Raw genomic sequence first — 13,308 nt, forward strand, 5'->3', positions numbered from 1 at the left:
TGCGACACGGTCGAGTCCTCGTGCACAGTGAGGCACGTGGCCACACCTGACAAGCGCAGTTCGCCCTCGATCGACGCCGTCTCCTTGGCGATCATCGAGCAACTCCAGGAAGACGGGCGTCGTCCGTACGCCGCGATCGGCAAGGCCGTGGGACTGTCCGAGGCGGCCGTCCGACAGCGCGTCCAGAAGCTGCTCGACCAGAACGTCATGCAGATCGTCGCCGTCACCGACCCACTGACCGTCGGCTTCCGGCGCCAAGCCATGGTCGGCGTCAACGTCGAAGGTGACGTCGATCCGGTGGCCGACGCCCTGACGGCCATGGACGAGGTGGAGTACGTCGTCGTCACCGCCGGTTCCTTCGACCTCCTCGTCGAGATCGTCTGCGAGGACGACGACCATCTCCTGGAAATGATCAACAAGCGGATTCGCACGCTGCCCGGCGTGCGCTCCACCGAGAGCTTCGTCTACCTCAAGCTCCGGAAGCAGACCTACACCTGGGGAACGAGATAGCCATGAGCGCCGACGCCGGCACAGAAACCACCAACGCACGTCACTCCAAGACCGCTTACGACCACTTGTGGATGCACTTCACCCGCATGGCGTCGTACGAGAACGCCCCCGTGCCCACCATCGTGCGCGGTGAAGGTGCCTACATCTACGACGACCAGGGCAAGCGCTACCTCGACGGCCTGGCCGGACTCTTCGTGGTGCAGGCGGGACACGGCAGGGCGGAACTCGCCGAGGCCGCGCGCAAGCAGGCGCAGGAGCTCGCGTTCTTCCCGGTGTGGAGCTACGCCCACCCGAAGGCGATCGAACTCGCCGAGCGACTCGCGCACCACGCCCCCGGCGACCTCAACAAGGTCTTCTTCACCACCGGTGGCGGCGAGGCGGTCGAGACGGCGTGGAAGCTGGCGAAGCAATATCACAAGCTGACCGGTAACCACACCAAGTACAAGGTCATCTCCCGCGCCGTCGCCTACCACGGCACGCCCCAGGGCGCCCTGTCCATCACGGGACTGCCCGCCCTCAAGGCCCCGTACGAGCCCCTGGTACCCGGCGCGCACAAGGTGCCCAACACCAACATCTACCGCGCGCCGCTGCACGGCGACGACCCGGAGGCGTTCGGCCGCTGGGCCGCCGACCAGATCGAACAGGAGATCCTCTTCGAGGGCCCGGAGACGGTCGCCGCCGTCTTCCTGGAGCCCGTGCAGAACGCCGGCGGCTGCTTCCCACCGCCGCCCGGCTACTTCCAGCGGGTTCGGGAGATCTGCGACCAGTACGGCGTGCTGCTCGTCTCCGACGAGGTCATCTGCGCCTTCGGCCGCCTCGGCACGATGTTCGGGTGCGACAAGTTCGGCTACGTGCCGGACATCATCACCTGCGCCAAGGGCATGACCTCCGGCTACTCGCCCATAGGCGCCGCGATCGTCTCCGACCGGATCGCCGAACCCTTCTACAAGGCCGACAACACCTTCCTGCACGGCTACACCTTCGGCGGCCACCCCGTCTCGGCCGCCGTCGCTCTCGCCAACCTCGACATCTTCGAGCGCGAGGGCCTCAACCAGCACGTACTCGACAACGAGAGCGCCTTCCACGCCACCCTCTCCCGCCTCAACGACCTCCCGATCGTCGGCGACGTACGCGGAAACGGCTTCTTCTACGGCATCGAACTCGTCAAGGACAAGGCGACCAAGGAGTCGTTCACCGACGAGGAGTGCGAGCGACTCCTGTACGGCTTCGTCTCCAAGAAGCTGTACGAGAACGGCCTCTACTGCCGCGCCGACGACCGGGGCGACCCCGTCATCCAGCTCTCACCGCCCCTCATCGCCGACCAGGCCACATTCGACGAGATCGAGCAGATCGTGCGGAGCGTACTGACGGAGGCGTGGCAGAAGATCTGACCGCTGCGGCGTACGACGGACGGCACGGGGCGGGGCGGAAGGGGCGGGGCGCGGGGGGGCTTGGCGGGCGGGTGTAACCGGGCCGGGCCGACGGAGCACGGACGCGTGCGCTCGCTGCTACTGGCCCACGACGGCTGGCCGGCGTGGCAGCGCGCCCAGAGAGCTACGGAGCGGCAAGCTGCCCCGTGCCCCGTGCCCCGTGCCCCGTGCCCCGTGCCCCGTGCCCCGTGCCCCGTGCCCCGTGCCCCGTGCCCCGTGCCCCGTGCTCCGTGCTCCGTGCTCCGTGCTCCGGCGGCATGATCGTCGCCGCGACGAGACATGCAACCGCTCGGCAACACCACCTCGGTAACGAACGCCGGCCGGCGAGCCCGCCGGCTCGGTCATGCACCACCGTCGGCCCTCGCCGAGACCGCCGATCCGCTCTGCCACACCCCACTACGGCCCGCGCCCGCCCACTCGCACCCTCGGCTGAGGGCCACCACTGGCCATTGAGCCGCGAGCGCGCGTCCGTTCCCCCTGACCCGGGCGCGGGCGCTCGGGCGTACGGCTGATTTGACGGCTGATCGGAGGAATAGCGCGCTTTCAGCGCCGCGCCTGGGCACCGTTCCCCGTGCGAGTCCCTACCGTTCCAGTGACCGATCGCCTTTGTCTTCGTTCACCCAGTCAGGGGAACGCGGACAAACGTCAGCAACCGAGGTACTGCCATGGTGGCTCCGCCCGACAACGATGTGCTGTGGGCGCGTGCCCTCACCTACGCGTATGGCGGCTCGCCCGCGCTGACGGGCGTGTCCCTGGGCGTTCAGGAGGGTGAGATCCTCGCCGTGTCCGGGCCTCGCGGCTCCGGCAAGACCACCTTGCTTCGCTGTCTGTCGGGCCAGCTCCTGCCCGACAGCGGTGAGGTGTGGTTCAACAGCTCGCCCATCCACACCATGTCAACGCTGGCGCGTGAGCGACTGCGTTGCGAACGCTTCGGGTGGATCGGCCCCGAACCGTGCCTCGTACCGGAGCTCAACGCCTGGGAGAACGCCGCGCTCCCCCTGCTGCTCCGTGGCACGCGCCGTAAGAGCGCCAAGCACGCGGCGCACGAATGGCTGGACCGACTCGACATCGGTGACTGTGCCCGGAGCCGACCTGCCACGCTCCTGCAGGCCCAGCGACAGCGCGTGGCCGTCGCCAGGGCGCTCGCCGCGGCGCCCGACATCCTCTTCGCCGACGAACCTACGGCTCCGCTGCACGGCCCCGACCGGGAACAGGTGCTCCGCACCATCACCACGGCAGCCCGTTCGCACGGCATCACCGTGGTGCTCACCGGCCACGGCACCGAGGCCGACGCCCTGGTCGACCGCTCCGTCTCACTCATCGACGGCCGCCGAAGCGGCTCCGTCCCCGCCCATCACGCGGAGGGCAGTGCGGCGTGCTCAGTCTCCGTCTAGTCCTCGGCGCGGGACCGCTGACGCACGTCCGGCGGTCGCTGGTGGCGATCGCATCGGCAGGAGCCGGATTTCTGCTGCTGTGTTCCCTCGGGTACGCCCTGGGGCACCCCGACGACAGGTCTGACGCCCTTGCCCGACTGTTGTGGTGCGTGGCCCCGCTTGCCACGACCGTCCAACTGGCCAGCGCGGTAGGGCGCGTTGACACGATCCTCCACCCCGCCCCGGGCTTGGCTGGCGCTGGCTGCGGACCGTACAGGCACGCCCTCCTGACGGCAGCGTCCACGGCCCTGATCTGTTTCGCCGGTAGCGTGCTCGCGCTGGTCGCCTTCCTCTCCCTGCGTGGCAGCATCGTCGGCTCGCCCCTCGACGACCCCATCATCGACGCGTTCGCCGTGGGTCACCGGCTGCCCGTCGGCGCCGTGCTCACCCTCCTGTCGGTAGCGCCTCTCGCCGCCGCAGCGGCCAGCGCGTTCAGCCTGCGCACGCCTCGTCCGACGGACGCGCGCCGTGCGTGGACGCCCCGGAGCGCGCGGCCGGCGCTCGCCTCGCAGCCGGCCGCCGCTGCGCTCACCACGAACGGAACGTCACACACAACTCGCACCGCCACGTCGCCGTTCGCCTCGATGACCGCGCCTCTCGGCCAGTCCGACCGAGTCGTCCCCGCGCATCACGGAGCCGACACCGGCGCTCCGTCGACCGCTCCCCCGGCCTCCCCCGAACTGGTGCAGGCAACCAACCAGCGTGCCCCTCACGTAGTGCACACCGCGCCGCCCCCGAGTCCCACCGAGGCATCGGGACTGCCGTGGGGGATCGCACTGATCTCCGTGGGGCTGGCGCTTGAGGCTTACGTCAGCCGCGACGCGACCGACACGCGGGATCTGCTGCCCACGCCCGGTCATCTCAGCGGCGGCGCCATCGCGGTCCTCGCGACGTGGGCGCTGGCCACCGCGGGGCTCGTGCTGGTGGGCCCCGGGCTCATCCGTCTCTGCGGCAGGCTGCTCGCCCTGGGGCGGCCGGGCGCCATGCGACTGCTGGCCGGGCGCGGGTTGCAGGAGGAGTCGAACCGGCTCGGTCGTCCGTTGGGCGCGCTCTGCGCGGTCGCCAGCAGCACCTACGTCGCTGTACGCCTCTACGACGCGGTGCCCGATCTGACCCACGACCGCCCGTTCGGCCCGCTCACGGGGCTCGGCGCTGCCCTGGTGATGGGGTGCGCCACCGCGACGGCGCTGATGGCCGTACTGGAGAGCAAGAACGCACGCATCGCCTCCACCGACGCCCTGATCCGCATCGGCGCCTCCCGCTCCGTGCTGCGCAACGCTGCGACGCTTCGCGTCACAGCAGTCGTCACGGTCCTAGGCGCCCTCAGTTGGCTGGTTGCCGAGCTTGCGGCAATGCCGCTGGCCACGTGAGACCCGACATCCCCACCACATCGAAGCGCACCACGCTCCGCGCCCCGACCGGCGCCCACACCCCGCCGCGACTCGCTGCGACTCCGCCCCGTGCCCCGTGCCCCGTGCCCCGTGCCCCGTGCCCCGTGCCCCCAGGCAGGATCGCCGCTACCTCCCGGTGACTCAGCAAGCAGACCGCCGTATGTGTGCCACACAAACGCACCGCTCAACGCTCGGCCCTCCGTGCTCCCTGCACCACGCCAGGGAAGTGCCGTCCCCTCGATGGCGAAGGCCAGCCCGAAGTCGCCCCGTGCTCTACTCCGTACCGCCAAGGATCACCACGTCCTCGGCCAAGAACGCGACGCGCACCTGGTCCCCCTCTGCTGGCGCCTCCCGCAGCGAACACGCTGCCTCCAGCGTCGGGCCCCGCTCGGGTTGCAGGAGCAGGGAGACGCCCAGGCCGCCCCGGAACGTGCGCGCCCGCACCACGCAAGGGAGGCCGTCGTCCGCGCTGGTCAGCCGCACACCCGTGGGGCGAACCAGCAGTTGGCACGGGCCAGCCGAGGCGCCGACTGGTACGGGCACCTCACCCCAGGGCGTGACGGCAGCCGCATCCTGCACGGTGGCGTCAACGACGTTGTCGAAGCCGAGGAAGCGCGCCACGAACTCAGAAGCGGGACGCTGCCAAACCTCCAACGGCGTGCCTACCTGAGCAATCCGCCCGTCCCGCATGACCACCACCCGGTCGGCGAGGGCGAACGCCTCGCCCTGGTCGTGGGTGACCGCCAGCACCGTCATGCCCAGTTGGCGGAACATCTGCCGCAGCTCGACGACGAGCCGTTCGCGCAGGCTCCGGTCGAGTTGGCCCAGCGGCTCGTCCAGCATCAGCAGCTTCGGGCGGGGGGCGAGCGCACGTGCCAGCGCCACGCGCTGCTGTTCGCCCCCGGACAGTGCGGCGATCGCCCGTCGCTGAGCGCCCGGGAGGCCCACCAGGTCGAGAAGTTCGGCCACGGTGCGGTCAGCCTCTCCGCGCCCGGCCCTCCTCATCCGCAGGCCGAAGGCCACGTTGCCCGCCACGTCGCGTTGAGGGAACAACTGGTGGTCCTGGAACATGAGGCCGACGCCCCTACGGTGCGCAGGCACCCCGGCCTGGTCTCGGCCTGCCAGCCAGACCTGCCCGGCATCCGCAGCCTGGAGGCCGGCTACCACCCGCAACAGGGTGGATTTGCCGCTACCACTGGGCCCCAGCACGCAGACGGTCTGCCGCTCGGTGACGTCGAGGCTCACCGCGTCCAGCGCGACGCGATCGCGGAAGCGCACCGTGACGCCATCCAACCGCAGCAAGCTCTCACCAGGCTCGCCCTGTTCCCCCCGCACACCCTGGGCACCGCGCGCACCCTCGTCGACGCCCCGTGCTCCGTGCCCCGTGCCCCGCGCCCCGTCGCCTGACGCCCCGGCGCCCTGTGCTCCGTCGCTCCGCGCCCTGTCCCCGCGCCACCGCCCCGTGCGGGACGGTCGCTCCACCGCGCCGGACCGCTCCGTGCCGCCAGGCGCAGCATCGCCCGGTGCCGGCCTGTCGGGCTGTCCTCCCGCGCGGTTCTCGGCCTGCCTCTTGCTCGACAACGTCATCTAGAACTCTCCCGAACGGTTGGTACGGAGCCGCTCAAGGGCCAACAGCGCAGCCGCGCAGACCACCATCAAGATGGTGCTCAAGGCCATGGCTTGCCCGTAGTTAAGCTCTCCTGCACGACCCAGGAAACGGGCGACGGCCACCGGCAGGGTGGGGTTGTCGGGTCGGGCGATGAAGACGGTCGCCCCGAACTCGCCAAGCGACACGGCGAACGCGAAACCCGCTGCGATCAACAGGGCCCGCCGGACCAGGGGGAGGTCGACCTCCCGCCACGCACGGAGCGGTGACGCCCCCAGTACGGCCGCTGCCTCGCGCAGCCGGTCATCCACCGCACGGAGCACCGGCAGCATCGTCCGGACGACGAACGGCACCCCGACCAGGGCCTGCGCCAGGGGCACCAGGAACCACGAGGCCCGCAAGTCCAGCGGCGGCTCATCCAAGGTGATCAGGAACCCGAACCCCACCGTGACGGCCGAGGTGCCGAGAGGCAACATCAGCAGCGCGTCGAAGCCCCGTACCAGCCGCCCCGTACGCGTGGGCCCCTCACCACGCGGCCCCCTTACGGTCAGCGCGGCGGCTGCCAGCCCGCCGACGACGAGAGCGATGACGGTCGCGACCGCCGCGTACTGGAGCGAGTTCCACAAGGCGTCCAACGGGGCCACGATAAAAGTCCCGCCGCTCTCCTCCGCCGAGGCCAGTACCTCGTAGAAGGCGAACCCGTAACCCTCGGGGCCGGAGAATGACCGCTCCACCAGCACCGCCAGCGGCAATACGATCAGCAGCGCGATCACAGTGAGCACACCAGCCAGGAGTGCCCACTGTCCGGCTCCTCGCGGTCGGTGGGCCGTGTGCGAGGCGTCCACCAGCCGCAGCGCGCTCTCCCGTCGCCGCACCGTCCACGCGTGTACGACCAGCAGCGAGGCGACCGCGGCGAACTGGGTGAGCGTGAGCACGGCGGCGGTCGGCAGGTCCAGAAGCTGTGCCGTTTGTCGATAGATCTCCACTTCCAACGTTGCGTAGCGCGGCCCACCGAGGATCTGGACAGCGCCGAAGGACGTGAAGGTGAAGAGGAAGACCATGAGCGCCGCACCGGCCACGGCGGGACCGAGAGCGGGCAGCGTCACCCGGCGCCAGGCGGCGAACCGACCGGCTCCCAGAACTCGTGCCGCCTCCTCCTGCCGCGGGTCGAGCTGCGCCCACAACCCGCCGACGGTGCGGAGCACCACGGCGTAGTTGAAGAAGACATGGGCGAGCAGGATGGCCCAGACCGTGGTGTCCAGCCGAACGCCCCACAGTTCGTCGAGGAGGCCGCCTCGTCCCAGCAGCGCGAGGAAGGCCGATCCCGCGACCACGGTGGGCAGCACGAAGGGCACCGTCACGACGGCCCGCAGCACCTGCTTGCCCGGGAAGTCGAGGCGCGCGAACACGTAGGCGCCGGGCAACGCGAGGGCCAGGGTCAGCCCGGTTGAGGCGGCTGCCTGCCACACGGTGAACCACAGCACGTTCAGCACGTCGGGGTCGCCGAGCACCTCACCGATGCGAGCGAGCTGCCAGCCACCGTCGGCGTGGAGCCCACGGGCGGTGATCGCGGCGACGGGGTAGCCGAAGAACAGCGCGAAGAACCCGAGCGGCACGGCCATCAGGCCCAGGCGTAGTCCCGCGACACGCCAGCCCCTCGGCGCCCGCCGGCCGCGCTCCGTGCCCCGTGCCCCGTCTCCGCCCGCCCCGCGCCGTACGGGGCGCTGCGCACTCTGGACCACCGGGACGCTGACCCCGTGCCCCGTGCTCCGTGCCTGCGCCCCGTCGTGCCCGGTACTCGGCGATTTCGCCCCGTGCGCCGCGTCGGGGCGCGAATGGTCGCTCACTTCACGACGAGCGAAGTCCACGACTTGATCCACTGCTCGCGGTTCTCGGTGATCTTCTCCGGTGCGACGGTGGCCGGCTTGGTGATTCGCTCGCCGTACTTGGTGAAGATCTCCGGCAGCTTCGCGTCCCGCCGCACCGGGTTGACGTACATCTTGACCGGTACGTCCTCCTGGAAGGTCTTGCTCAACATGAAGTCCAGCAGGGCCTTGCCGCCCTTGCTGTTCTTCGCGCCGTCGAGCAAACCGGCGAACTCGATCTGCCGGAAGCAGGTGCCGGTGGCCACACCCGTCGGGCCCTCCTTGGGCTGCGGCTTGACGCCGACCACCTCGGCGGGCGGGCTGGAGGCGTACGAGACGACGAGGGGTTTGTCCCCCTTGCCCGAACCGCCGCCGGAGCCCGAGAACCGGTCGTTGTACGCCTGCTCCCAGCCGTCCACGACCTCGACCCCGTTGTCCTTCAGCTTCTTCCAGTAGTCCTGCCAGCCGTCGTCCCCGTACACGCCGACCGTTCCGAGCAGGAAGCCCAACCCGGGCGACGAGGTGGCAGCGTTCTCGGTGACCAGGAGGTTCTTGTACTGCGGCTTGACCAGGTCGTCGAAGGTCTGCGGCGGCGCGAGCTTCTTGTCCGCGAAGTACTTCCGGTCGTAGTTGACGCAGATATCGCCGGTGTCCACCGGGGTGACGCGGTGCTTCGCGGCATCCAGTTGCAGCTCCGCCGGCACCTGGCCCAGGTCCTTGGCGCGGTACGGGGCGAAGACGCCCTCGTCGAGCGCGCGGGAGAGCAGTGTGTTGTCGATACCGAAGAAGACGTCGCCCTGCGGGTTCCCCTTCGACAGGATGGCCTGGTTCACCGCCGCTCCGGCGTCCGCACCGCGCGCGACCTTGACCTTGTAGCCGGTCTGCTTGGTGAACTCGTCAAGCACCGACTTCGAGACCACGAAGGAGTCGTGCGAGACGACGGTGACCGTCTTGGAGTCCGCTCCGTTGTCGGACTCGCCGCACGCCGCGAGTGTCGTGGCACCCAGTGTGCCGAGCAGGGCCGTGCCCACGGCACGGCGAAGGTAGCTGTTCATCAGTGCGTCTGACTCCCTACGCCGGTATGACCCGGATCAGGTTCGAGGGTCTGCGGCCCTTGCGATGCCGCACTCTCAGCGCGTAGCGCTCCCCTGTCGGAAATGTGCGTTTGTTCGACTCAACGGTATCGCGGCACAGTATCAGCGCCTCGCCCGCCCAAGATCGCGCCGGCCCGCGCCACGCGCACCGTCCCACCTCACGGGCCACGGCCACGGGGCGGAAACGTCGGCCCGACGGCCCAGCGGGGCACGGGGCACGGGGCACGGGGCACGGGGCACGGGGCACGGGCCACGGGGCACGGGGCACGGGGCACGCCGAGCATGACGCACTGCGGAACACTGGCGCGTACGGAAGCGAGGCCGACGCGACGCGCTTCCCGCGCCCCGTTAGCGCTCGGAGGCCGCCAACTGCCCGCACGCACCGTCGATCTCTTGGCCCCGAGTATCCCGAACGGTCACAGGCACACCATGCGCCTCAAGCCCCGCGACGAACGCGCGCTCGTCCTCGGGGCGCGACGCGGTCCACTTCGATCCGGGCGTGGGGTTGAGCGGAATGAGGTTGACGTGCACCCGCCGTCCGCGCAGCAGCTTGCCCAGCAGATCGGCCCGCCAGGCCTGGTCGTTGATGTCCTTGATGAGGGCGTACTCGATGGACACCCGGCGACCGGACTTCTCCGCGTACTCCCACGCGGCGTCCAGAACCTCGCGGACCTTCCAGCGGGTGTTCACCGGCACCAGGGTGTCGCGCAGCTCGTCGTCCGGCGCGTGCAGCGACACGGCCAGGCGGCACTTCAAGCCCTCGTCGGCGAACCGCAGCATCGCTGGCACCAGGCCCACCGTGGAGACGGTGATGCCGCGCTGGGAGATGCCCAGCCCGTCCGGCTCCGGGTCGGTCAGCCGTCGGATGGCGCCGACGACCCGCTTGTAGTTGGCGAGCGGCTCGCCCATGCCCATGAAAACGATGTTCGACAACCGCGCGGGACCGCCTGGCACCTCGCCGTCACGCAGAGCACGCATACCGTCGACGATCTGGTGCACGATCTCCGCGGTGGAAAGGTTGCGGTCCAACCCCGCCTGGCCCGTGGCGCAGAAGGGGCAGTTCATGCCGCAGCCGGCCTGCGACGAGATGCACATCGTGACCCGGTCCGGGTAGCGCATCAGCACCGACTCGACCAGGGTCCCGTCGTGTAGGCGCCACAGCGTCTTGCGGGTGGTGTCGCCGTCACAACTGATGTGCCTGACGACGTTCATCAGGTCAGGCAGTAGTTCCGCGGCCAGCTTCTCGCGTGCGGTCGCGGGAATGTCGGTCCAGTCCGCCGGGTCGTGCGTGTACCGAGCGAAGTAGTGCCGGGAGATCTGTCCAGCACGGAAGGGCTTCTCACCGATCGCGGCCACGGCCTCACGGCGCTCGGCGGGGGTGAGGTCGGCAAGGTGCCGCGGCGGCTTCTTGGCTCCGCGCGGCGCGACGAAAGTGAGTTCTCCGGGTGCAGGCATGGTTCATCTAGTGTCGCAGACATACGGGCAGGACCTCACCGCCCGCGCACGGCACCCTCAGGGTCAGCGAAACCGCAGCTCAAGGCGGCTTTCACGACATCCAGCACTGCAGCCATCGACGTCTGGCGGCGCTCCGCTCGCCGCCCCGTCAGCTCATCCTCGACAGACCACTGCGCAAGCGACGACGCTCCGCCGGCCACCGCGCCCACATGACAGAGACGCATTGATGATCCGGCCGGCCGCACGCTCCGTCCCCCGCGTCGGTCCGCCGACTCCGTCCGTACCTTTCGGCCGCACCAGGCGACCACCTCGCGCCAGGTGACGCGCTCCGCGCACCGTGCCCCGTGCTCCGTCCACCGCTCGAACCACGCCGCCGCCCCAGCGCCCCGCCGATGCGTCGCTCCATGCCCCGTGCCCCGGCTCCGCGCCAGCCGCACGCACCTTCCCCCACTAGGCAGCCCCACGCACACCCCAACGCTCCGCCACACCACACCACACCCGCGCACCACGCACCACGCACGCAGCCCCCTCCCCCGCTCCAGCAAAGAAACCGCGGCCCCGCGCTCCGTACCCCGCCCCCGAGAAACCGCCGGGCCCCGCCTGCGCGCCCCTCACACACCACGAGCCGCCGCGCCCACGGTGCTCGTGGGCGGGCGGCTCGTGGTCGGCCGTGGGCTTCTCAGCCCGCGCCGACGAACATCACCAGCAGCAGCCAGGCCACGGGCGCCGTCGGAAGCAGCGAGTCGAGACGGTCCATGATTCCGCCGTGTCCCGGCAGCAGCGTTCCCATGTCCTTGATCCCGAGGTCCCGCTTGATCATGGACTCACCCAGGTCACCCAGGGTGGCGCTGACGGCAACGGCGAGGCCGAGGATGAGCCCCTGCCACCAGGCACCGTCCTCGATCAGGAAGTGCATGCACAGCGCGCCTGCCACCATGGCGAAGGCCACGGCGCCCAGCAGGCCCTCGCGCGTCTTGCCGGGGCTGATGCGCGGGGCGAGCTTGTGCCTGCCGAACTTCCACCCCACAGCGTACGCCCCGGTGTCGCTGACCACGGTCAGGATCAGGAACGTGAGAACCCGCTGCGGCCCGTCGTCATCCGCGGCGAGCATGAGGGCGACGAACGTCGCGAGGAACGGCACGTAGAACGCCGCGAAGACGCCCGCCGTGACGTCCCGGAGGTAGTTGTCCGGCGGCTCCGTCATCCGCCACAGGAGCACCGCGAGCGCCGTGAGCGCCATGGCGATCCAGGCGCCCTGTGCGCCACGCAGGTACCCGGACACGACCATGGCCGCGCCGCCCACCGCCAGCGGTACGAGCGGTGCGCGGATCTCCTTGCGCTCGGCGAGCCGCGAGGTCAGCTCCCACAGGCCGACGACGACGGCGACCGTTATGACGCCGACGAAGAGGACCTTCTGCACGAAGAGCGAGACGACGATGATGGCGCCCAGCCCGAGGCCGACCCCTATCGCGGCGCGCAGGTCACGCCCTGCCCGCTTCTTCTGCGGCGCGGATGGCACGGCCGGGTGCTCCCTGGGCGTCGTGCCCGCGTCGCCCCGTGCGGGCTCGTGAGCGGGCTCCGAGCCGGGCTGGGGCGACGGGGCTGGCGGTTCCTGCTCGTCGCGGAACAGGGGGCCACTCAACCGAGCGGCCCCCTGGTCGTCCTGGTCTCCGCCTCTGTCGGGCACGATGGGCATGGGCCGAGTCTGCGCCGCATGCTCCGCCGCGCGCAGGGGACCCGCCGATGTCGAAGGCATTGCCCCACGAAGCGAGGGAGCCGATCCCTGGTCGGTCGAGCCCCGGTAGCCGGTACGGGGCGGAGCCCCCCAGGATGAGTCGTTCATCAGACCTCGAGCAGCTCGGCTTCCTTGTGCTTGAGCAGCTCGTCCACCTGCGCCACGTACTTCGCGGTGGTGTCGTCGAGCTCCTTCTCCGCGCGGCGACCCTCGTCCTCACCCGTCTCGCCGTCCTTGACGAGCTTGTCGATGGTCTCCTTGGCCTTGCGGCGAACGCTGCGGATGGAGATCTTGGCGTCCTCGGCCTTGGTCTTGGCGACCTTGATGTACTCCTTGCGGCGGTCTTCCGTGAGCTGGGGGAACACCACCCGGATGATGCTTCCGTCGTTGCTCGGGTTGACGCCCAGGTCCGAGTCGCGGATGGCCTGCTCGATGTTGCGCAGCGCGCTCTTGTCGAACGGCGTGACAACCGCCATCCGCGGCTCCGGCACCGAGAACGACGCCAACTGGTTGATCGGCGTCAGCGCCCCGTAGTAGTCCGCCACGATCTTGTTGAACATCGCCGGGTGCGCACGCCCGGTGCGGATCGCGGCGAAGTCCTCCTTGGCGACCACGACGGCCTTCTCCATCTTCTCCTCGGCCTCGAGGAGGATCTCTTCGATCACCACTTGCTCCTGGTGTTATCAGTAAGCAGAGCCTCGCCCCTGCGTGCGTCTTCTCCTGCACGGTGTCCGACCGGCAGGCCGTTGTCCATCCCCGCGCCGAGCACTTCCGACGGCCGGGAGTTGC

General features: G+C 70.1%; 10 protein-coding genes and 1 riboswitch. Of the genes, 4 read left to right on the forward strand and 6 right to left on the reverse strand.

Going from position 1 to position 13,308, the window contains the following annotated elements; all coding sequences use genetic code 11:
* Positions 1-27 precede the first annotated feature (27 nt).
* The 4 genes from H7H31_RS07785 (at position 28) to H7H31_RS07800 (ending at position 4,743) form a co-directional block, all read left to right on the forward strand.
* Positions 28-510 (forward strand): Lrp/AsnC family transcriptional regulator, encoded by a 483-nt coding sequence (locus tag H7H31_RS07785; RefSeq protein WP_372455956.1) that lies wholly within the window; start codon positions 28-30, stop codon positions 508-510.
* A complete protein-coding gene (locus H7H31_RS07790; protein ID WP_372455013.1) occupies positions 495-1,901 on the forward strand; it encodes an aspartate aminotransferase family protein in 1,407 nt (468 codons plus the stop codon). Before H7H31_RS07785 ends, H7H31_RS07790 begins: the two co-directional genes overlap by 16 nt.
* Before the next feature lie 704 nt (positions 1,902-2,605).
* On the forward strand, positions 2,606-3,334 hold the full coding sequence (locus H7H31_RS07795; RefSeq protein ID WP_187060884.1) for an ABC transporter ATP-binding protein: 729 nt from the start codon (positions 2,606-2,608) through the stop codon (positions 3,332-3,334).
* A gap of 308 nt (positions 3,335-3,642) precedes the next feature.
* Positions 3,643-4,743: a hypothetical protein gene (locus H7H31_RS07800; RefSeq protein ID WP_232109732.1), complete on the forward strand. Its 1,101-nt coding sequence runs from the start codon at positions 3,643-3,645 to the stop codon at positions 4,741-4,743.
* 294 nt (positions 4,744-5,037) lie between these two features.
* Here the strand turns inward: H7H31_RS07800 and H7H31_RS07805 are convergent, their stop codons facing one another.
* The 6 genes from H7H31_RS07805 to frr all read right to left on the reverse strand — a co-directional run bounded on the left by H7H31_RS07805 (position 5,038) and on the right by frr (position 13,184).
* The gene (locus tag H7H31_RS07805) at positions 5,038-6,066 is read right to left on the reverse strand and encodes an ABC transporter ATP-binding protein (RefSeq protein ID WP_372456023.1); all 1,029 of its coding nucleotides are present in this window, start codon (positions 6,064-6,066) and stop codon (positions 5,038-5,040) included.
* A 285-nt stretch (positions 6,067-6,351) separates the two neighbouring features.
* Entirely contained in the window at positions 6,352-7,992 is a 1,641-nt protein-coding gene (locus tag H7H31_RS07810) for an ABC transporter permease (protein WP_187060887.1), read from the reverse strand.
* Between the two features lie 221 nt (positions 7,993-8,213).
* Positions 8,214-9,290 (reverse strand): thiamine ABC transporter substrate-binding protein, encoded by a 1,077-nt coding sequence (locus tag H7H31_RS07815; protein ID WP_187060888.1) that lies wholly within the window; start codon positions 9,288-9,290, stop codon positions 8,214-8,216.
* A riboswitch (TPP riboswitch) is annotated at positions 9,287-9,395 on the reverse strand. (Overlaps the previous gene by 4 nt.)
* 282 nt (positions 9,396-9,677) lie before the next feature.
* On the reverse strand, positions 9,678-10,784 hold the full coding sequence (rlmN, locus tag H7H31_RS07820) for a 23S rRNA (adenine(2503)-C(2))-methyltransferase RlmN (RefSeq protein WP_187059645.1): 1,107 nt from the start codon (positions 10,782-10,784) through the stop codon (positions 9,678-9,680).
* 679 nt (positions 10,785-11,463) lie between these two features.
* Positions 11,464-12,627 (reverse strand): phosphatidate cytidylyltransferase, encoded by a 1,164-nt coding sequence (locus H7H31_RS07825; protein ID WP_187062478.1) that lies wholly within the window; start codon positions 12,625-12,627, stop codon positions 11,464-11,466.
* Positions 12,627-13,184 (reverse strand): ribosome recycling factor, encoded by a 558-nt coding sequence (frr, locus tag H7H31_RS07830; RefSeq protein WP_176164388.1) that lies wholly within the window; start codon positions 13,182-13,184, stop codon positions 12,627-12,629. The genes H7H31_RS07825 and frr overlap by 1 nt, the downstream gene beginning before the upstream one ends.
* Positions 13,185-13,308 lie beyond the last annotated feature (124 nt).

This window comes from Streptomyces buecherae (assembly GCF_014295035.1).
Lineage (GTDB): Bacteria > Actinomycetota > Actinomycetes > Streptomycetales > Streptomycetaceae > Streptomyces > Streptomyces youssoufiensis.